This is a genomic window from Maribacter aquimarinus, from assembly GCF_047345505.1.
GTDB lineage: Bacteria > Bacteroidota > Bacteroidia > Flavobacteriales > Flavobacteriaceae > Maribacter.
Genome location: NZ_JBLFEO010000010.1, coordinates 62,260 through 83,774, shown reverse-complemented (window position 1 = coordinate 83,774; position 21,515 = coordinate 62,260). Strand labels below are relative to the sequence as shown.

Sequence of the window (21,515 nt, the reverse complement as noted above, 5' to 3'; positions counted from 1 at the left end):
TTATGGGCATTGTCCGACAAGGCGGACACACTTCAGTGGAGCGCTCCAAGGCCAGCGATTTTTAAAGATAACAGAAACGTTAAAAAGCCACTAATGTCATTGAACCAATCCCAGGACAGCGTCGCAAAACCATACAAACCAAGGCATTAACTTTTGGCCTTGGCGTAGTTTACACGGTAGCGCCAATAGCTAAGGGCCCCCAAAGCCAGTACACCGGCAACGGTGTAGTAAATGAAGGTAGGTGTAATGACTTGATCACCACTGGCGTAGCTATGCAGTCCCACCAAATAGAAGTTCACCCCAAAATAGGTCATCATGATACTGCCAAAGGCGACCACACTCAAGAAATTAAAGGTCCAGGGGCTGCGCAAACCGGGCACCAAGCGCACGTGAATAACCAAGGCATAGACCATAATGCTGATCAAGGCCCAAGTTTCTTTTGGGTCCCAGCCCCAATAGCGGCCCCAGCTCTCGTTGGCCCACTGACCGCCCAAGAAGTTGCCAATGGTGAGCATGACCAAGCCCACGGTCAGTGCCAACTCGTTTATAATGGTGAGCTCCTTGAGGTTAATGGCCATTTTTTTCTTGTTCTTTTTGGTGGTGAGCAAGATCAGGAGAAGGGAAACCACACCTAGGATCATCCCCACGGCCAAAGGACCGTAGCTGCCCACGATCACCGCCACATGGATCATGAGCCAATAGCTGTCCAAAACGGGCACCAAGGTAGAAATGGAGGGATCCACCCAGCTCTGGTGGGCAATCCACAACAGCATGGCCGTCACAAATGAAGATGCCGCTATGGTCATGTCACTTTTTCGTCCAAAGGCCAGCCCCATGCCTATGGTGGCCCAAGATACGTAGAGAATGCTCTCATAGGCATCGCTCCAGGGAGCGTGGCCGGAAATGTACCACCGGAGGATGAGCCCGGCGGTATGCCAGAGAAAGAAAAGAATGATGACCCCTTTGAAAAAATAGATGCCAATGTCCCAAATTCGGCGCTCCTTGAAAATCTGGAAGACCACCACGAAGAACATGAGCACGCCCACCAAAAGATAATACTTGTACAATCTATTGAAAATATCCAATTTATTGTACACCACTTCCACGTTCACCTTCCGTTCACTGGGCAGGACCTCGGCCCCATGGTTTAACTGGTTCTGGTGAAAGGCGGCCAAGAGTTTGTCCGCTTCGCTGTAATCCCCGGTCTGTTGTGCCTTGCCAAGGGTCATGATATAATAGGGAACCGCGTTCTTGATAAAATTGGAATATAGAGAATCTGCCACTTGGTACTGGCCGCCCCTATACTCCACGGCAGATATCCACTTGTTGTTCTCATCGTTCAACAAGGGAAAAATTTTCAGGATATCCTGTCCCAGCGCTTGGTTTAGAAGGCTTAGGCGGATGTTGGCGTCCTTAAAATCCTGCTCAAACTTATTGGGATTGGCCGTGGAAGTGGCCTCCTGCAGGTAAGGGGCCAATTTGTACTCCCCTTTTTCGTTGAAGAAGTCCGTGGCCTTCACGTATTTTTTTCCCATGGGGATGCCCACTATTTTACGGATGCTGTCGTTCTGCGCTTTTTTGTCCAGCGCTATGAACTCGGCATTGTACCACAGGGCGGGGTTCATCATCATGCTCAGAAAAACCTGATCGGCGTTGAGTCCCAAATAGGTGTCCTTTAGGCTGAGTTTTCGCAGCAGCTCCGAGGAGAAGGTGTTAATGGGCTTCATACGTCCTCCCTCGTCCTGTATCACCAACTTGCCAAACGCATCCGCGTGCTCCTTGGACACCACGGACGAGAGGATCAAGGAGTCCACCTGTTCCTTGGTGGGGGCATTGGTGTTTCCGTGGTCTTCCCCGCTATGTTCTTGCGCGGACAGGGGCACGGCCAGCAACAAAAGAAGGGTTGAGGCCGTGGCGGTCATCTTCTTCTTTTTTTCCTTCAATTTGTCCAGTGACCTGGCCAGGTCCTTAAAGCGCGTTTTTCCAAAGAACATGATGCCCATAAGGCCAATGTACAGCAAAAAATAACCTATATAGGTGATCCACGTGCCCCAACGATCGTGGTTCACGGAAAGGTTGGTTCCCTTTTCGTCAGGATCGAACCCCGATTGGAAGAACCTGTAGCCCCTATGGTCCAAAACGTGGTTCATATAGATATCATAATCAAAAGGACGCTCGTCCTCTACGGTCACCTTGCTCATAAAAGAGGCATAACCTGTTTCGGTTCCCGGATATTTTTCGGCAATAAAATCGTTCAGCTTCACGGAGAATGGCAATTCGTGTACTTTGGAGCCAAATTTTAGGGCAAATTCCAAACCGCCCACCTGCACCTTGTCCGTAAACCGGGCGCTGCCCAAACCGCCCAGTATCCTAACCTCCTTGCTTTCGCCACCTGTCTGTATGTTCAGTACCAGGGCATCTTGGTCCACATCGGTTTTTTCCGCATCGGGAATGGGCACCACCCCAATGCTTCCCTGTGTCAGCGGCTCCGGCACCACAAATTGCATATTGGCCATATTGTACAGGGAACGCAACTGAAAAGGTTGCACACTGTCCTTGGCCACATTGCCCTTGAACTGGTCTGCCATCCGCATGAAATCGCCCTCAAACGGTGCCTCTATGGTATATTGCTCCCCCGAAGTATCAATGTTTATGGCACCCTGGGTACGATTGTTCAGGGCGAAGAGCACCCCGTGAATGCTGGACACCTTTCCATTTTCCAGATAGTGCTCATGGCGCTGGCCCTCCCCGGCCTCCACCAATTTTAAAAAGGACTGCCCCTCGGTGCCCGGTACCACACCTTCCTTGGCGCCCTCAATAAAATCCACGTAGGAAATGGTCAGGGGCTGCCCGTTGTAGTCCTCTTCCCAAGGGAGGTTGGACTTAATGTCCTGTGCGGTCACGATGAGATCATCCTCTAAAATCTTGCGTCTTGGCTGGCCGTCTATTTCGCCATCCACATGCACGGTTAGGTAGGTCTTGTCTGAATAAAAGACGTTCTCTGACTGGCCCTCGCGAATGGGCATCATTCCCTCAAAACTGATATAACGGGTAACAAAAGCCCCAACGATGATGAGTATCCAGGATAGGTGCAGCATGAGCACCGGCCATTTCTCCCAGCGCCAAAGCCGATATCTGTAGGTGTTGCCCACAAAATTGATGACGAAAAAAACCATAATGACCTCGAACCAAGTAGCGTTGTACACCCAAATGCGGGCCGTTTCCGTACTGTACTTACTTTCAATGAACGTCCCTATGCCCATGGCCACTGCAAAGACAATGAACAACACGGCCATTAACCGGGTGGAAAAAAAGATTTTCTTTAAAAGCGATGTCATACCTGGAACTTTTGGTTCTAATCCACAAAAATACGGTCTTTTCCCCTTTTTTTAATGGGGCAAACCGCTGAAAAACTTGAACAGAATAGTTAATTTTTATTTAATGCTCCGGAGCTTAAAGTTCGTATTTTTGGGCCATGAGATCAATGGTACTGGTGGGTACGGGCAATTTGGCTCGCATTTTATACGACGAACTAAGCAAAATTGATAGTTTCACTATCAAACAAGTGGTGGGAAGGAGCCACGAAAAATTGTCCCATTTTTCAAAAGACACGCCCACCACCACGACCTTTGACCATCTGGAGGTCGCAGATGTTTACCTTATGGCCGTGGCCGACAAGGCCATTCCATTGGTGGCAGACCAAATGGCACAACTTGGCGGTCTGCTGGTGCACACTTCCGGGGCCACGGACCTGAACGCTCTGGGGCCGGCGGGGCGCAAAGGGGTTTTCTATCCCCTACAGACCTTTACGCACGGCACTACCGTAAATTTCAGGCAGGTGCCCATTGGGGTGGAGGCCGAAAACAATGAGGACACCCAACTTTTGCATGACCTGGGAAGATCGCTGAGCGACACCGTATTTGACCTCCCGTCGCCAAAAAGGGCCCAACTGCACCTGGCCGCCGTTTTTGCCAATAATTTTACCAATTACCTCTATTCGGTGGCAGCGGACATTTGCCGTAAACAGGAATTAAATTTTTCACTCTTGCTGCCGCTGATCCAGCAAACGGCAAAAAAAGTGGGCGAGGTTCCCCCGGAAAGGGCGCAAACGGGGCCCGCCATAAGAAATGACCTGAAAACAATGCACGCCCATCTGAACCTATTGCAAAAAAAGGAACACAAAGACCTGTACATTTTATTGAGCAATGCCATAAAAGCAAGCCATGGAGAAAAGTTATAAAGAGCATTTAAAGGAGATAGATACCTTTGTTTTTGATGTGGATGGCGTATTCACGGACGGAACCGTGATCGTGACCACGGAAGGGGAACTCTTAAGGCGCATGAACGTAAAGGATGGTTTTGCACTAAAGGCGGCCGTGGACAAAGGATACCGTGTCTGCATCATTACCGGGGGCACCAATGATGGGGTAAAAAAACGACTCCAGGGGCTGGGTGTGACCGATTTTTATATGGGCACCCACCAAAAAAAGGATGCCCTACAGGACTATATGGACAAATATGGGGTGGATCCAAAAAACGTGCTGTACATGGGGGACGACATCCCAGACGTACCGCCCCTTGAAATGGTGGGGCTCCCCACCTGTCCGCAAAACGCGGTGCCCGAGGTAAAAAGAAGGTGTGTGTACATTTCCCATCTCAGCGGGGGCAACGGCTGCGTGCGCGATGTGCTGGAGCAGGTAATGAAGGTGCGCGGCGATTGGATGGACACCTTTGATGCATCAAACCCTTGAGAAAACGCCAATGAACACCAGTGGATTTAAACTCGTATTGGCTTCAGAATCGCCCAGAAGGCAGGACCTGATGCGGCAAATGGGCCTGGACTTTGAAGTGCGCACCGTGCCGGTGCGGGAAAGCTACCCCACTCACTTACAAGGAGCGGCCATTTCAGATTTCTTGGCGGTATTGAAGGCATCGGCACAACAAGAGCACCTGCTCCCCAATGAGATCCTGATCAGTGCCGACACGGTGGTATGGCAAGATGGCACCTCTTTGGCAAAACCCGCCAACCCCCAGGAAGCAGCACAAATGTTAAGGCGGCTTTCCGGAAAATGGCACCAAGTGATCACTTCGGTATGCTTTACCACCACGCGGTCGCAAAACGTGGTGCATGCCGTTACCGAGGTACAATTCCGAAAGCTCAAGGACACAGAAATGGCCCACTACATTGCCACTTGCCAACCTTTTGACAAGGCCGGGGGCTATGGCATCCAAGAATGGATAGGCCTTGTGGGCATTGAACAGATCAAGGGAAGCTACACCAATGTGGTTGGGCTGCCCACCCATTTGGTCCATAAAACCCTGATGGAGATGACGGGTGGCGCCCGCTAATGGCACAAGGATCGTTGCGGTTGCGCAGCATCCTTTCACCACTGGCTAGGGCAACAATGGCCGCGAGGGAACGGTAGGCTCCCATGCCCACCCCCAGGTGGCAACAGGGCCAGGCCGTGCCATGTGCACCGTTTCACACCTAACTTTCAAATTCCGCAAAAAGGGACCGCTTCCTTGTCTTATTTTTGGGTATTTTTGATGGACGAGATAAAAAAGAATGCAATGATGTTCAAAAAATGGTTGGCATTGGAATTGTCGGTGGTGCTCTTGGCAGTGGGCGCCACGGTACTCACCGCATGCAAGCAAGAGGCTGCGGAAACGGAGAAGGCCCAGGCGGAAACCCCGGCACCACAAAACTCAAAAAAGAAAAAACTGCCCCAAGAACTAAAGGACCACTGGTACGCCGGCAAAGCAGAGATCAGTTCCTACCGCCTGCAACAAGTACGCTACGGTGAAAAGCGGGAGGGCCAAGCCGTGCTCGTATATGTTACCGAACCCTTTCTGCCCAAGGTGCAGGTGAAGGCAGACCGGGCCCATCCGGACAATATCCCCGTGTTGAAACTGAACGCCACCAAAAATTATCTTACCGGCATTTATCCCTATTCCATCATGAGCAGCACTTTTTTTCCGGTGTACCAAGAAGGGCACGCCGTTAAGGTGACCTTTTCTGCCCAAGAATGGTGCGGACAGACCTTTATGCAACTGAACAACCGCGATGGTTTTCACATTGTGTCCCACTCGTATTTTGAAGGGGAAGCGGACCAGGACATCACTTTGGAAGAGGCCGTCTTGGAGAACGAACTGTGGACCCAGTTGCGCTTGGATCCAGACGCACTGCCCACCGGAAACTTCCTGGCCATTCCCTCTTTTGAATACCTAAGATTGGAACACAAGGAAATAAAGGCCTACGAAGCCACGGCCAAACTGGAAAATGCGGATGGAAAAAGAAACTACAGCATAGATTATCCCGAACTGGGACGTGGCCTTACGCTCTTTTTTGAAGATGAGGCCCCGTACCAAATTACCGGATGGGAAGAGCGCAGTACAAGGGGACAAGGGGAGAATGCACGTACACTGACCTCCACCGCCCAATTGATAAACACCTTAAACACGCCCTATTGGGAGCAGAATGGCAATGAGCACGCGCATCTGCGAGACAGCTTGGGACTTTGACCTATGGACGAATTCATAACCAATAATGGGCAACAGCTCCTAACGAGTGCCGTTATTATCGCAGTGGCGGTGACCTTGAGGTTCCTTTTTACCAAAACGGCGAGAAAGGTGGGCAAACTGGGCGATTTGAACCCCGCACGCACCAACTTGGTCATTAAGTATATTTCACTGGCCGTGTCCTTTACCGCCCTGGGCGCCATCACCTTCGTCTGGGGGGTAAACTACGAGGATTTGGGGCTACTCCTCTCCTCTGTCTTCGCGGTCATTGGTGTGGCCCTATTTGCCCAATGGTCCATTTTGAGCAACATTACCGCGGGCGTCATTATCTTCTTCTCCTTTCCGTTTAAAATTGGCAACAGAATAAAGATACTGGATAAAGACCTGGTGCCCTCGGAACAGGGCGAAAACGATATCTTTATCATTGAGGATATCAAGGCCTTTCACATGCACCTAAGGCGAAGCAATGGCGAAATGCTTACCTATCCCAACAATATGGTACTGCAAAAGGGAGTCATTTTGGTAGCCACTTACAAGGAGGAATCCAACCTTCCCACCGATCAAGTCTAACATGTTAAAGATGTACTAAAAAAAACAGGGCAGCTGTACGATCTGGCTATATTTGGGCGAATGGGTCCCTGGGTCAAAATCACCCTAAGTACATAAGAATCAAGGTTTCATTGCGTTAGCCGGTTTTGTGGTCTTTTGTTGCTTGTTTCGGGAGTCCCAGCGCCGGAGGCCAATACAAAAGGCATCACCCGTTATGGTTTGCCTTGGTTTGAGGGCGTTTGCAAAAAAGAAGGGATTTGGCGTTATTTTTGATGCACTTTTTTGTTTTGGAACAAGACCAAAGAACGGCAAAGCCATTGCCCGACCCAAAAGCGCAAGGGCAGTCCCGCGATCGACGAGGTGAGCCCGTGGCCCACCGGATGTGGGGAAAGACTGCCAGATGGGTTGTTCCATACCGTGGTGCCTTTGCATCACTTTGTATTTGTGGAGACAGCTGCTTAAAACGATACCGCAGGATAATATGAAAAAAATCTTGGTGCTTTTTAGTGGTGCGCTTCTACGGCGCCAGTGCACGTGTGCAAGATTCCGTGGAAGAAATGCCCTAAGTGGTGGCCAGCACTTCCCTGCATTATTTTTTAATTGAAACGGCAAATGACCAATATAACCGCGCAACCAGAAATGGGACAAACCCACGGCCCAATGCAAAGGGGCCCATTCTTGCAGACCTTAAAATCCATACGGGCAGAAGGGACTGAACGTTCCCTACAAGTGGTTCACCAAAAAAAATGGCCGACCATAAAAAACGTCTTATGTTATACCAAGGAAATGTTCCCCATAGATCGAAGTAAACAAGGGAAAAGACCCCTGTGGGCGCGAACACCACAACCTGTCACTTTATCCATACCCCTGGATTGCGTAACTTAAAACACCATAAACCAACTTCAATGCGGCATAACCCAATTTTACTGATTTTAGTTTTGATCCTTCAACTGTCGCTGCAAGCGCAGGCACCCAGGACCTATTCACCGTCAGACATTTATCACGCCATACAAAAATTGAACTTTTTGGGAAGTGCCCTCTATGTGGCGGCACATCCAGACGACGAAAACACCCGGCTCATCTCCCACCTGTCCAATGAGGCAAAGGCAAGAACGGCCTATCTCTCCCTGACCCGCGGCGATGGCGGACAGAATATGATCGGCCCAGAGCTTCGGGAACTGCTGGGCGTGCTGCGCACCCAGGAACTGTTGGCCGCGAGACGGGTAGATGGTGGGGAACAGTTTTTTTCGCGCGCCAATGATTTTGGCTACTCCAAGACCCCAAAAGAAACCTTGGCCTTTTGGGACAAGGAAACGGTCTTGTCAGATATGGTGCGCATCATAAGACAGTTTAAGCCGGATATCATTGTAAACAGATTTGATCACCGCAGTATAGGAACCACCCATGGCCACCATACAGCCTCTGCCATGCTCGCCCTAGAGGCGTTTGACCTGGCGGGGAAAAACGAGGTGTACCCCCAGCAATTGGCATCTTTGGAGGTCTGGCAACCCAGACGCCTCTTTTTTAACACGTCTTGGTGGTTTTATGGCAGTAGGGAAAAGTTTGAAGAAGCGGATAAAAGCAATCTCCTGTCCGTGGATACCGGTACCTATTACCCCATGTTGGGAAAATCCAACAATGAGATCGCTGCCCTTGCCAGCAGTCAGCACCTATGCCAGGGGTTTGGGCGTCTCAGCAGCCGGGGCAGCCAACAAGAGTACTTGGAACTCTTAAAGGGCGATCTGCCGGCGGACAAGTCCAACCTCTTTGAGGGCATTGACACCAGCTGGACCCGTATCGATGGCGGTGCGGCCATTGGCGAAATCCTTGAGGGGGTGGAGAACAACTTCAACTTTAAGGACCCGTCCGTGCACCTCCCGGAACTGGTGCGTGCCTACTCCCTTTTGCAAGACAGCCGTGACAAGCATTGGAAGAGGTTGAAATCGGCAGAGATCAAGGACATCATTACAGCCATTACCGGACTGTTTTTGGAAGGCACGGCGGCCAGCGCGTACGCCAACCCGGGGGAAGAGGTGGTGTTCAACGTCACCGCCCTTAACCGTTCCAAGGCCAACCTTTCCCTGGCCGGGATAGCCGTAAATGGCAAGTGGGTGGCGCAGGAAACCGTTTCCCTGCCCAACAATATCGCGGTTACCAGGGAAATCCCGGTAACCCTGCCGGAAGACACTTCCTACACAAGCCCCTATTGGCTCACGGAAGAGGGTTCGCTGGGTTCTTACACCGTAACCGATGCCAGCTTCATTGGAAAACCGGAGACCCCAAGGGCGTTCCACATTACCTATAATATAAAGGTTGGCGAAACCATCGTTCCCATAACCAAAGCTGTGGTGCACAAATACGCCCGGCCAGACAAAGGGGAACTCTACGAGCCCTTTGAGGTGGTGCCCCAGGCCACGGTGGGCATCCAGGACAAGGTCATCATCTTTTCCAATGGCAACGCCAAGCAGATCCCAGTGACCGTCAAGGCGCATGCAGACAAGGTTTCGGGTACCTTGCACTTAAAGATCGGACCGGAATGGGGGCTGGACAAAACAAGCCAGCCCTTTGCCATTGCAAAAAAAGGGGACGAACAAACGCTTTTTTTCAACCTAATGCCACCATCTTCGGAGAGTGAGGTCTATCTACGGCCCCAATTGGAAATAAACGGGAACATCATAGACAAGGAAATGGTGCGCATTGCCTATGACCATGTGCCCACCCAAACGGTGTTGCTGCCCTCCAAATCCAAGGTGGTGCGTCTGGACATCAAGACCGCCGGAAAGCACATTGGGTACATTATGGGGGCCGGCGACAAGGTGCCGTTGAGTTTGGAACAAATGGGATACCACGTAACCCTGGTGGACCCCGGTAACATTGCGGCCGGCACCTTAAATGAATATGACGCGGTCATCTTGGGCATACGTGCGTACAACGTGGTGCAGGAGCTCCAATTTAAACAACGTTTCATATTGGATTATGCCAAGAGTGGCGGCACGGTAATTGTACAGTACAACACCGCCAACCGTTGGGGAGACCAGTTCGAGGGCATTGCGCCCTACCCCTTGAACATTAGCAGGGACAGGGTAACCGATGAGGCATCTGAGGTAGCCATATTGGCCCAGGAACATCCCATAATCCATTGGCCCAATCCCATTTTAACCACAGATTTCAACGGTTGGGTTCAGGAGCGTGGGCTTTATTTTCCAAACGAGTGGGCAGACCAGTTCACACCCATCCTGCAAATGAGGGACGAGGGTGAAGATTGGAAAAAAGGGAGTCTTCTTGTTGCCCCTTACGGGAAAGGCCACTATATTTATACGGGATTGAGTTTCTTCCGGGAACTGCCCGCCGGGGTGCCCGGGGCCTATAAGCTTTTTGCCAACATGATCTCCCTGGGAAAGAAGACCGAAGAACCAACTAAAGCCACCAAACGATGAACCAAGACGAAAGGGATGATAGTGGCGAATGGAAAAAGGAATATTCCATTGTGCTCGTGCTAAATTCAATTTACGTGCTCCTATTCGCTTTTCTAATGTCCTTATTTAACTGATATGGGCATACTGGACTGGACCATTCTCTGTGTTACCCTGCTCTTTATCGTGGCATACGGCGTGTGGCGCACACGGGGAAGCAAAAATGTGGACGATTATGTAAAGGGCGGCAGTGAAGCCCAATGGTGGACCATTGGCCTTTCCGTGATGGCCACGCAGGCCAGTGCCATTACCTTTCTCTCCACACCGGGACAGGCCTTCCACGATGGCATGGGGTTTGTTCAGTTTTATTTTGGATTGCCCATTGCCATGATCATCATCTGTATGGTGTTCATACCCCTTTATCACAAAATGAAGGTTTATACCGCCTATGAATTTCTGGAAGGCAGGTTCGATCTTAAAACCCGGTCCCTGGCCGCCATTCTCTTTTTGATTCAACGGGGCCTTGCCGCGGGCATCACCATATTTGCACCTTCCATTATCCTGTCGGCGGTCCTGGGGTGGGATTTGGGTACCCTAAACGTCATCATTGGCACGCTGGTGATCATATACACCGTGTCAGGAGGCACCAAAGCGGTGAGCGTTACCCAAAAACAACAGATGTTCGTGATCATGACCGGAATGTTCATCACGTTTTTCTTCATTCTGGGTTACCTCCCGGCAGATATCACATTTTCAAAGGCCATGAAGATCGCCGGGGCCAGTGACAAACTCAACATCCTGGATTTTAGTTTTGACACCAGCAGCCGCTATACCTTCTGGAGCGGTATCACGGGCGGACTGTTCCTGGCCCTGGCCTATTTTGGCACGGACCAAAGTCAGGTGCAGCGCTATCTAACCGGGAAATCCATCCGGGAAAGTCAGCTGGGACTGGTCTTTAACGGCATCTTTAAAATCCCCATGCAGTTTTTTATCCTCTTGGTGGGCGTCATGGTCTTTGTCTTCTACCAGTACAACCCTTCTCCTCTCAACTTCAACCCTGCCGCCACCAAGGCCGTAATGGAATCGGAATATGCAGCGGACTACGAACTGCTACAACAGGGACAGGTAGAGCTGGAGGCCCAAAAGCGCATTGCGCAAAACGGCTTCTCCGCCGCCTTGGAGATAAAGGAGTACACCGCCGTGGAAGAGGCCAAACAACAGATCATACGGATCAACAAGATGGACAGCATCAACCGGGTGGCGGCCAAGACCTTGATCAAACAGGCCAACCAGAAGATTGAGACCAACGACAAGGACTACGTCTTTATCCACTTTATCCTGAACAATTTGCCAAGGGGCCTCATTGGCCTTCTGTTGGCCGTGATCCTCTCTGCCGCGATGTCTTCCACCGCTTCCGAGCTCAACGCCCTGGGGACCATTACGGCCTTGGACCTTTACAAGAGAAACAACAAGGAAGCGCTGAGCGAGAAACAATACGTGCAAGTGTCCAAAGGCTTTACCCTAATGTGGGGCGTTGTTGCCATTGGCATTGCCTTTGTTGCCGACCTTTTTGACAATCTCATTCAGCTGGTGAACATCATTGGCAGCATCTTTTATGGCAACGTACTGGGCATATTCCTTCTGGCCTTCTTCTTTAAATTTGTAAAGGGCAACGCCGTTTTTTTTGCCGCCATTGTTACCCAAATCATCATTTTGGTGATGTACTACAACCTGATCCACGTGTACCCGTCCGGAGAGGAAAAGCTGGGCTACCTGTGGCTAAATTTCTATGGCGCGGCCATCGTTATTTCCCTCTCCCTTGTTTTTGAATCGGTGGACCGATTGTTGCGTAGGCCCTTGAGCAAAAATAACTAGTGTTGAGGCAAACCCGAAAGAACGGATAATGAAATGGCAGGTTCTAGGGCGGTTTTAGGCAAATAAGACCAACGAGCCGCCAACCTAACCTTATGCAAAGGAGCTGCATTGCAGGCATCCCTATAAGGTCTGGGCAGGCGTTTGGGGCGTGTCCAAAACCTTTTTTTTGTGGGCCAAGGCCTGGGCAAACCTGAGCAAGGCAGCACGGTTTCCGTTGATTACGAACTTTTTGGATTTCTTGAACACCGATGTGGTGCCGCCAACAAGAGCGCCCAAGACCGTGCCGCCGACCACGGCGACCACCCGCTCTTCCCCACTGTAAACGGAAGAGGTTTCCGTCTCCCAATTGCCCCGTATCAATCCCAATCCCATACTGCCACCAATTATGGAGCCCATAAGAAGGTAACCGCCCACGGAGTGCTTGGTCCTTATTTTTCCAATGGATGCAACCGGTACATCCACAAGGCTGTCATTGAAAATTAGTCTTAGCCCTGCGTCACTGACCTGTTGGAGCCTTCCCTTGTGTATTTTTCTTCCTTCAAGGTTGTACACACGGATAAAGGGGTTGTCCGTTGCACCCGATTCCTGCGCGGCACCGAACCAGCCCACAACAAAAAAGAGGCCAAGAAGCATTCTTCCCAAAGATTTGGTGCGGTCCATCATTTTTAAAACTGTCAGCGGCTTTTCATTGAACAGAAAGAGCAGGCGGCAAATTGCCCATGAGCAGATAAACCCTTACTTTGATCGCATCCAGGACGATCTATGGTGATGTCGCGGTGCATTTTAAATCCCCTAACGGCCAAAGAAAAAAGCAATATGGTTGTTTGGGGAGCACCATGGCACGTAAGACGTTAGGCCACCACCACAAAAAAAGCCACGGCTACAAGGGCCGTGGCTTTCCGTATCAAAAAAAAAAATAGGTGCGGTTACATGGCCCCCCACTCTTTCAGGGAATCCTTGTTCATTTTTACATAATCTGCATTACCTGCCTTTTCGGATGCGGCCAATGATTTCTTGGCTGCGGCGATGGCCCCTTTCTTGTCCCCGGCCTTGGCCAAAATAAGGGATTGTTGCCTCAACTGCCAGAAAGCAGGATTTTCGGTCATGGACATGGCCTTGTCCATCCATTCCTTGGCCTTTCCTATATCCTTGCCCTCACTGGCATAGTAGGTGGCGGCCGCGTAATAGTCTCCCGCCGTGGGCCCGCCCATGACTCGGGATATACTGGCATCAACGGTGGCATCCGTGGGCACGCCAAAGGGCACGGCCACGTGGGTGTTTTCCCAGGACATGGCAAAGTGGGCGCCGTTGTTGGTGAGTTTTTCCATACCTATGGTAAAGGTTTCCACGGGGGTGGCCAAGGTGGTAACGGGTACCGTGGCCTTGGCCACTACCTTGCTGTCTTCCCAGTTTCTGGGAACGCCGCCGCCTTCGGTCTCGTCATAAAAGAACACTTCCCAGTTGCTTTTTCCAGGCTTGGTAAAAACGGAATACGTACCGGCCTTTACGGATTGTCCCGCAATGGTGACATCGGTGTCAAAACCTACTTTGGTATAGGCGTTGGCACCTGTTCTCCACAATTTGTCGTAAGGCACAAGGTCGCCAAAAATGGTTCTTCCCTTCATGGAAGGCCTGGAATAATCAATGGTAAACTCGGTAAGGCCAACGTCTTGCATCGTTTTGGATGCCGGGCTGGCTTCGGGCGTGGTGATCTGCGCTTCCAAGGTAAGCGTGGTGGCAATGGCCAACAGATATAATACAATTTTGTTCATGGGATTAGTTTTTAAGTTTGGAGCAAAACTAAAAATAAACCCCATGCTCATTTGTTAATACTATCCTAAATAAGCCCTTGTCAATCAATCAATAAGCAAGGAATGGCGTGGACACGACCCCATCATTGAAATAGACGGTAAAGTAGTAAATGGAAGTGCTTCCAAAAGGGGGCCATTCCCCGATACGGGAAAACTCCGGCCCCTTGGATTCCCAGACCATCTTTCCGGTGACATCAAAAACGCGTTGGCCAAAAATGGGCTTGTCCGAGTTAACGATATACCGAAGCTTGCCTTGGTTTCGGTCTCGGTAAACAATGAGCCGTTCATTGGCATTATCACCCAGCTCCGGCAGCTCATTGTCGTTTGGCGGCCCGGGTTCCGGTTCTGGTCCCGGCCCTGGTGGCAAGGGTGGTTCTGGACCGGGGTTGGGCTCCCCTTCCCCATCCAACGAAAACAAGAACACCCTTGCCGCAGAGGTAATGTTGGGGGCGGTGCGGCTAAAAAACTCAGAGGAGACATAATAATGGCCCTCGCCGCCCAAGGTGATCCCCTCCGCTTGCAGGGGCACCAGCCCTAGCTCCAAACGCTGTTGTTGCGTGCCAAAGGGAGCGGCGGCATCCGTATTTTGGGCCAGGATGACAAAAGGACTCAAAAAGGTGGAATACCCCAACAGAACCGTGGTGCGGTTCAAGGGGTTGTAATGGGCATCCGTGACCAAGCCCACGTTGCCAAGGGAATCCACCACCTGGGCGGTGTGTTCCCCTGCGGTCTTGGGCAGACTATAGGCTACCGTGCCGCCACTTTGCCATTGCTTGGTAAATACCAGGATATTGCTGTCCAAAACCACAAAGGCCTCGGCATCCCAATCGCTGTTGCCCTCATTTTCAAAACTTTCCTGGTCTCCGTAGCGGAACATAATGATCTCCGGCGTCACGGCATCGGCATCCAAATAATCGGCCTTGGCAATTTTATAAATGGCCAGGTCCCGCCTGGTGCCCACATTGTTCCCAAAATCGCCAATGTAAATATGGTCGGTATCCTGGGACAGGGCTTCCCAGTCCGTGTTTTGCACCCCCAAAACCGCTACCGTTCTGGTAATTTCCAAGGTTTCGACATCGATTTCATAGAGTTCGGCACGTCCGCCGGAATCGTTCAAGGTAAGCAGCCTGTCCTCAAAAAAGAGCAAGCCGGAACTTTCCGAGAGTGCCACGGGCAGTTCGCCCACGGCGTTAAAGGAAAACTGTGCCGAGAGCACCGTGGTAAAACACATAAAAACCAAGCCTAACCCTTTCATTGTCCTTTGTTCTTGTTGCACTGCCCATAGATAGGGTTTTGTTGGGGCACCATCAAATATATTGGATAAAAGACATATTTTTAATTTGTTTAACGTATTAAATTTTATGTTAAACAAATATGCGGTTATCTTTGTCAAAACATCTTTATGAAACTCTACCAACTGCGCGCCAAACAGGGGCTTCCCATAGACCGGGAAACGGCCTGGAAATTCCTTTCGGATCCCAAGAACCTGAAGGTCATTACCCCAGAACACATGGGCTTTCACATATTGTCCGGTGTGGAACGGGACATGTACCCCGGCCAGATCATTCAGTACAAAGTAAGTCCCCTGCCCGGGTTTACCACCAAATGGGTCACGGAAATAACCCACGTGGAAAAAGGCAGTTATTTTGTGGACGAGCAACGTTTTGGCCCCTATGCCCTTTGGCACCACAAACATTTTATCAATGATGCGGAAGGCGGTGTGGAAATGGAGGATATCATAGACTACAAGATTCCCCTGGGCATTCTGGGACAGTTGGCGCACCCCATTGTGGTAAAAAAACAATTACGGCAAATTTTTTCCTTTCGCGAGGCCAAGCTGCACGAATTGTTCGGTGCCCTGCCAGGCTATGAAAACAGCGTGGAAATGCATTCTTTTTAAAAACTGTTCCTGGACACATCCATACCCGTATCAAATACCTTTGGGACGGATGTTTCCAATCATTCAAACAGATCATTGCAATAAATTGACACAACTTAAAATTCAACATACATTATGAACAAAAACATGTTGCTCATAGGCGGATCGCACGGCATTGGCCTTGAAATGGCCAAAAGCCTGGAAAAAGACTACAACGTATATATCGCCGCACGCACCAAGGAGCAATTGGACGGTCTCAATGCCACTTACATCCCCTTTGATGCCACCCAAGACACTTTGGATGAAAGCAGCCTGCCCACCGAACTGCACGGCTTTGCCTACTGCCCGGGGAGCATTAACCTAAAACCCCTGAAAATGTTGTCGCTGGAGAGTTTTAGGGAAGAAATGGAACTGAATTTCTTTTCCTTGGTACAAGTGGTAAAGACCATTGTGCCTAAAATGGTGGAAGGATCCAGTATGGTTTTTTTCAGTACCGTGGCCGTGGGAACCGGGATGCCCTTCCATACCAGCGTTGCCGCCGCCAAAGGGGCCATTGAGGGTTTTGCCAGGTCCTTGGCCGCGGAATATGCGCCCAGAATAAGGGTAAACTGCATTGCCCCGTCTTTGGTGGACACGCCCTTGGCAAAGCGCCTGCTGAACAACGAGAAGAAAAGGGAGATGATGGCAGAACGGCACCCCTTGAAGCGGGTGGGCACGGCAAGGGACATTGCCAACCTCGCCGTGTTTCTGCTCAGTGAAGACAGCACTTGGGTCACCGGACAGGTCATGGGCGTGGACGGCGGAATGGGCAGCTTAAACATATCGTAAATGAAAGAGCCCATCTCAATTTTTTGGTTTCGCAGGGATTTGCGCCTGGAGGACAATGTGGGCCTCGCCGCCGCCTTGAAGGGCAAAGTGCCGGTGCTTCCGCTGTTCATTTTTGACGAGCACATTTTGGACAGGCTGCCCAAGGACGATGCCCGGGTAAGTTTTCTCCACCAGCAGTTGGGCAAGATGAGGAGAACCCTACAGGAGAAGGCAGACAGTTCTTTGGCCATGCACCACGGCAGCCCCAAGCATGTCTTTCAGGAACTTTTGAAGGAACACGACATTGCATCCGTTTACACCAACCACGACTATGAGCCCTATGCCAAGGAACGCGATGCAGAAATAGGCAAACTGCTCAGCGACCATGGCATTCCGTTCCATACCTTTAAAGACCAAGTGATCTTTGAGAAAGATGAAGTCGTGAAGAACGACGGCGACCCCTATGTGGTGTACACGCCCTATAAGAACAAATGGAAGGAGCTCTTTAACCCCAAAACCCATCTCACGGAACATGCCGTGGACTTTTCCAACTTTGTAAATCATAGTCGGCTTCCGGTGTGTACCCTGGAAGATATGGGGTTTACAACATCGGGCATTGCCGTACCGGATCATACGGTGAGCAAGCACCTGATTCAAAATTACGAGGACACCCGTAATTTTCCGGCCATTGAGAACGGCACCTCCAGATTGGGCCCCCACTTGCGCTTTGGCACCGTTTCCGTAAGGCAAATGGTGCGCAAGGCCATAGCAGAGGAAAATGAGGTGTTTTGGAGCGAACTCATTTGGCGCGAATTCTTTATGCAGATTCTCTGGCACTTTCCCCATACCGTGAACGCGGCCTTCAAGCCCAAATACGACCGTATTGCCTGGCGCAACCAAGAGGAGGAGTTCGAAAAATGGAAGAACGGACAAACCGGTTACGCCCTGGTGGATGCTGGCATGCGCGAGCTGAACCAGACCGGGTACATGCACAACCGGGTGCGCATGCTCGTGGCCAGTTTTCTCTGCAAGCACCTCTTGATCGACTGGCGATGGGGCGAGGCCTATTTTGCTGAGAAGCTGTTGGATTTTGAACTGGCCAGCAACGTGGGCAACTGGCAATGGGCCGCCGGAAGCGGCGTGGATGCCGCCCCGTATTTCCGCATCTTTAACCCCATGACCCAAGTGGACAAGTTTGATAAGCAGCGGAAATATATAGACAAATGGGTTCCGGAGCTGCAAGAGCTCAGCTACCCGGACAAAATGGTGGACCACAAGATGGCGCGGGAACGTTGCCTTAAAGTGTACAAGGAAGCGGTGGGCTAATGGTGGTGGTCTGGTTTAAACGGGATTTGAGGGTAACGGACCACGAACCCTTGGTACGGGCTATTGCCAGCGGGCAAAAAATATTGCTGCTGTACAGTTTTGAGCCCCTTTGGACCCAAGACCCCCATTACAGCGAAATGCACCTAAATTTCATTAAACAAAGCCTGGAGGACCTACAGGGCCAATTGGCACCCCACGGCACCAAAATGCTCATTGTAGACACGCCCATTCTTCAGGTTTTGGAGTGCTTGCAGCAGCACCAGCCCATTACCCAATTGTTCTCCCACCAAGAAACCGGAATGAAAATGACCTATGACCGGGACAAAGCGGTGGCCCGTTGGTGCAGGGAACAAGGTACGCAATGGCATGAAAGCGTTAACAATGGCGTGTTCCGCGGTCTCAAAAACCGCTTGCGCTGGAAAGATGATTGGGTGGCCTTCATCAACGCGCCCATCGTGCGCACCCAAATGGAACAAGGCCATTTTTATGGTAAGGAAGAAGTGGATGCCCTCATTGAGGCCCATTTTACGAAAGTAAACCTCCATACCCCGCACAATGGAGCACTGCAGCGCGGCGGAAGCACCATGGCCGTGAAATACCTAAGGAGTTTTGTGCAAGACCGCATGGCCGGATACAATGCGCACTACTCCAAACCCCTGTCGTCACGGCTTCACAGCAGCAGGCTCTCTCCCTATCTGGCCTGGGGCAACATCTCCACCCGACAGGTCTGCCAGTTTGTGGCGGCCCAAAAGGACAAGGGAAACAAAAGACAATTGAGCGCTTTTCTATCGCGAATGCGCTGGCAGGCACATTTCATCCAAAAATTTGAGATGGAAGGCAGTATGGAGTTCCACAGCGTGAACAAAGGTTACCATGCCCTGGTCAAGGAAAAAAGGCCCCAACTGCAAAAGGCCTGGCGCGAGGGCCAGACCGGCGTGCCCATGGTGGATGCCGCCATGCGCTGCCTTACCGCCACCGGTTTTGTCAATTTCAGGTTGCGCGCCATGCTGGCCTCTTTCTTTACCCACCTGCTCTGGCAGCCCTGGCAAGATTGCACCGAACATTTGGCGCGGCATTTTCTGGATTTTGAGCCCGGCATCCATTTTCCGCAATTGAACATGCAGTCCGGGGAGACCGGGGTAAACACCATTAGGATCTATAACCCGGTGAAAAACGGCAAGGAACACGATCCCTCTGGGGCCTTTGTAAAAAAATGGGTGCCCGAACTGGCACAGATTCCTGCTGCCTATGTGCACGAACCATGGACCATGCCCCCAATGGAACAGGCCTTTCTGGGCTTTGAGCTGGGCAAGGACTACCCCAGGCCCATAGTTGATCTAAAAAAGATGCGCACCTTTGCCGGAGACACCCTGTACGCCTACAAAAAAAGGCCCCAGATAAAGAAGGAAGGCCACCGCATAGTGAAAAAACACACGCTTCCCGGAAGGCCGGTCTGGGACCGGCATGATTAGCCAACGCAACATGGGCAAACGGCACGCCACCCCTGGAATGGTTGAAAACGGACAACTACCGTAATTTTGGTATCTTTAGGCACCAATCACTTAAAATGAACCCATAATGAAACGAATTATTTTGCTGTGCTGCGCCCTGACCATGACCATTGGGGCAACCGCACAAAAGATGACCACCACCAAAAAAACCGTCATTGCGGCCGTGGAAAACCACAAAGATGCGCTCATAAAGATCAGCGACTCCATCTGGGCGCTGGCAGAAACCGCCTTCAACGAGAGCCAATCGGCCCGCATTTTGGCAGACTATGCCGAGAAGAACGGCCTCACCGTCACCAGGGGGGTGGCAGACATACCCACCGCATTCACGGCCACCTACGGTTCCGGCAGTCCGGTGATCAGCATTTTGGGGGAATATGATGCCCTACCGGGAATCTCCCAGAAAGCCAGTCCGGAAAAGGAGCCGTTACAGGAGGGAGCCGCAGGGCATGGTTGTGGACACAACCTTTTCGGTGCCGCCAGCCTTGGCGCGGCCATTGCCATCAAAGAACTGATGGAAACGGGCAAAATAAAGGGTACCGTAAAATTTCTGGGCACCCCGGCAGAGGAGAAATACTTTGCCAAGGTATGGATGGTAAAGGCGGGGCTTTGGGACGATGTGGACGTGAACATCAGTTGGCATCCATCTTCAGGAATTGAGGCCGACGTGCAGAGCGGACTCTCCCTGATCGATTTTATAGTGGAATTTCACGGACAGGCGGCGCACGCCTCAGGAGATCCTTGGAACGGGCGTAGCGCCTCCGATGCCCTGGAACTCTACACCACCGGCATCAACTACTACAGGGAACATATTTTGCCCAGTTCAAGAATCCATTACCACATACAGGACGGCGGGCAAGTGGTAAATGTGGTGCCCGATTACGCCAAACTTTGGGTCCGTGTCAGGGACCCCAAGAGAAAGGTCATGTTACCAACCTATGAAAGGGTCAAGGCCATGGCCGAAGGAGCCGCCATCATGGCAAATGTAACACATGAAATTTCCTTGGTTTCAGGAATTTATGAAACCCTTGTGAACCGTACGGGAGGGGAAATCATGCAAAAGAACCTTGAACTCCTGGGGCCCATAACCTACACGGCGGAAGAGGATGCATTCGGAAAAGCCATACAAAAGGCCACGGGAAAACCGGAAGTGGGCATGGACAGTAAGATATACCCCTTAAAGGAAACCAAGGAAATACCCGGTGGCGGATCTACGGATGTGGGCGATGTGAGCTGGAACGTACCCAACATTAACCTTGGGGTCACCGTGGCACCCAAGGATACCCCTTGGCACTCTTGGGCCGTTGTGGCCTGCGGGGGCATGAGCATTGGGCACAAGGGAATGGTGTATGCCTCCAAGGCGATGGCGATGACCATGGTGGACCTGTTTGAAAACAAAAAATTGGTGCAAAAGGTCACCGAAGAATTCAAGACCAGAAAAGGGGACGAAGTGTACGAGCCCATGATCGAGGGGCCGCCCCCCATTGGCCAAAACTAGAACAAACCAACCGAACCACCGAAGGGCCAGGCTTACCCGTGCCACAAAACCATCAAAAAATAGCGGGCGGCCAAAAAAAGGAAAGCCACACGCCTTAGGGCAAGGCCCTTAGGGGAATTGCCATCAACATTAATATTAAAAAAAAAAAGCTATGTTCGGAATGTTCAAAAAGAAATCAGAAAAAGAAAAACTACAGGAACAGTACCAAAAGCTCATGAAAGAGGCTTTTGACCTCTCCAAGACCAACAGGAAGGCCAGTGACGACAAGTATTCACAGGCCGATGAAATCCAGAAGAAAATTGACGCGCTGGCAGAATAACGTGCTTTCGT

18 protein-coding genes are annotated in these 21,515 nt (G+C 51.1%); 13 read left to right on the top strand and 5 right to left on the bottom strand.

The window, feature by feature from the left end:
* Positions 1–146: 146 nt before the first annotated feature.
* Positions 147–3,338 carry a cytochrome c biogenesis protein gene (locus tag ACKWCC_RS09190; protein ID WP_413995630.1) on the bottom strand — a complete coding sequence of 1,064 codons (3,192 nt, stop codon included), beginning with the start codon at positions 3,336–3,338 and terminating at the stop codon, positions 147–149.
* A 137-nt stretch (positions 3,339–3,475) separates the two neighbouring features.
* On the opposite strand from ACKWCC_RS09190, the gene ACKWCC_RS09185 reads away from it, so the two are divergent.
* The 5 genes from ACKWCC_RS09185 (at position 3,476) to ACKWCC_RS09165 (ending at position 7,089) form a co-directional block, all read left to right on the top strand.
* Positions 3,476–4,240: a Rossmann-like and DUF2520 domain-containing protein gene (locus ACKWCC_RS09185; protein ID WP_413995629.1), complete on the top strand. Its 765-nt coding sequence runs from the start codon at positions 3,476–3,478 to the stop codon at positions 4,238–4,240.
* Positions 4,224–4,751, top strand: coding sequence for a KdsC family phosphatase (locus tag ACKWCC_RS09180; protein ID WP_413995628.1), 528 nt, complete (start codon positions 4,224–4,226; stop codon positions 4,749–4,751). The genes ACKWCC_RS09185 and ACKWCC_RS09180 overlap by 17 nt, the downstream gene beginning before the upstream one ends.
* Before the next feature lie 10 nt (positions 4,752–4,761).
* Positions 4,762–5,349 (top strand): Maf family nucleotide pyrophosphatase, encoded by a 588-nt coding sequence (locus ACKWCC_RS09175; RefSeq protein ID WP_413995627.1) that lies wholly within the window; start codon positions 4,762–4,764, stop codon positions 5,347–5,349.
* Between the two features lie 222 nt (positions 5,350–5,571).
* Entirely contained in the window at positions 5,572–6,522 is a 951-nt protein-coding gene (locus ACKWCC_RS09170; RefSeq protein WP_413995626.1) for a septum formation inhibitor Maf, read from the top strand.
* 3 nt (positions 6,523–6,525) lie between these two features.
* Positions 6,526–7,089 carry a mechanosensitive ion channel domain-containing protein gene (locus ACKWCC_RS09165; RefSeq protein WP_413995625.1) on the top strand — a complete coding sequence of 188 codons (564 nt, stop codon included), beginning with the start codon at positions 6,526–6,528 and terminating at the stop codon, positions 7,087–7,089.
* 99 nt (positions 7,090–7,188) lie between these two features.
* On the opposite strand, the gene ACKWCC_RS09160 is transcribed toward ACKWCC_RS09165, so the two are convergent.
* Positions 7,189–7,482 (bottom strand): hypothetical protein, encoded by a 294-nt coding sequence (locus ACKWCC_RS09160; protein WP_413995624.1) that lies wholly within the window; start codon positions 7,480–7,482, stop codon positions 7,189–7,191.
* Positions 7,483–7,973: 491 nt separating this feature from the next.
* On the opposite strand from ACKWCC_RS09160, the gene ACKWCC_RS09155 reads away from it, so the two are divergent.
* A complete protein-coding gene (locus tag ACKWCC_RS09155) occupies positions 7,974–10,505 on the top strand; it encodes a PIG-L family deacetylase (protein WP_413995623.1) in 2,532 nt (843 codons plus the stop codon).
* Positions 10,506–10,619: 114 nt separating this feature from the next.
* Positions 10,620–12,356 (top strand): sodium:solute symporter family protein, encoded by a 1,737-nt coding sequence (locus tag ACKWCC_RS09150; RefSeq protein ID WP_413995622.1) that lies wholly within the window; start codon positions 10,620–10,622, stop codon positions 12,354–12,356.
* Between the two features lie 120 nt (positions 12,357–12,476).
* On the opposite strand, the gene ACKWCC_RS09145 is transcribed toward ACKWCC_RS09150, so the two are convergent.
* From ACKWCC_RS09145 to ACKWCC_RS09135, 3 genes are all read right to left on the bottom strand, one after another.
* Positions 12,477–13,016, bottom strand: coding sequence for a hypothetical protein (locus ACKWCC_RS09145; protein WP_413995621.1), 540 nt, complete (start codon positions 13,014–13,016; stop codon positions 12,477–12,479).
* 266 nt (positions 13,017–13,282) lie between these two features.
* On the bottom strand, positions 13,283–14,128 hold the full coding sequence (locus ACKWCC_RS09140; protein WP_413995620.1) for a DUF2911 domain-containing protein: 846 nt from the start codon (positions 14,126–14,128) through the stop codon (positions 13,283–13,285).
* Positions 14,129–14,216: 88 nt separating this feature from the next.
* Entirely contained in the window at positions 14,217–15,422 is a 1,206-nt protein-coding gene (locus ACKWCC_RS09135; protein ID WP_413995619.1) for a hypothetical protein, read from the bottom strand.
* 147 nt (positions 15,423–15,569) lie between these two features.
* Here ACKWCC_RS09135 and ACKWCC_RS09130 point away from each other — a divergent pair, with 147 nt between their 5' ends.
* The 6 genes from ACKWCC_RS09130 to ACKWCC_RS09105 all read left to right on the top strand — a co-directional run bounded on the left by ACKWCC_RS09130 (position 15,570) and on the right by ACKWCC_RS09105 (position 21,504).
* Positions 15,570–16,067, top strand: a complete 498-nt coding sequence (locus ACKWCC_RS09130; protein ID WP_413995618.1) for an SRPBCC family protein — start codon at positions 15,570–15,572, stop codon at positions 16,065–16,067.
* A gap of 114 nt (positions 16,068–16,181) precedes the next feature.
* Positions 16,182–16,874 (top strand): SDR family NAD(P)-dependent oxidoreductase, encoded by a 693-nt coding sequence (locus ACKWCC_RS09125; protein ID WP_413995617.1) that lies wholly within the window; start codon positions 16,182–16,184, stop codon positions 16,872–16,874.
* The gene (locus ACKWCC_RS09120) at positions 16,875–18,179 is read left to right on the top strand and encodes a cryptochrome/photolyase family protein (protein WP_413995616.1); all 1,305 of its coding nucleotides are present in this window, start codon (positions 16,875–16,877) and stop codon (positions 18,177–18,179) included. It begins immediately after the preceding gene.
* Entirely contained in the window at positions 18,179–19,651 is a 1,473-nt protein-coding gene (locus ACKWCC_RS09115; RefSeq protein WP_413995615.1) for a cryptochrome/deoxyribodipyrimidine photo-lyase family protein, read from the top strand. The genes ACKWCC_RS09120 and ACKWCC_RS09115 overlap by 1 nt, the downstream gene beginning before the upstream one ends.
* A gap of 106 nt (positions 19,652–19,757) precedes the next feature.
* Positions 19,758–21,185, top strand: coding sequence for an amidohydrolase (locus tag ACKWCC_RS09110; RefSeq protein WP_413995614.1), 1,428 nt, complete (start codon positions 19,758–19,760; stop codon positions 21,183–21,185).
* 151 nt (positions 21,186–21,336) lie between these two features.
* Positions 21,337–21,504, top strand: coding sequence for a Lacal_2735 family protein (locus ACKWCC_RS09105; protein WP_413995613.1), 168 nt, complete (start codon positions 21,337–21,339; stop codon positions 21,502–21,504).
* The last annotated feature ends 11 nt before the right edge of the window (positions 21,505–21,515 follow it).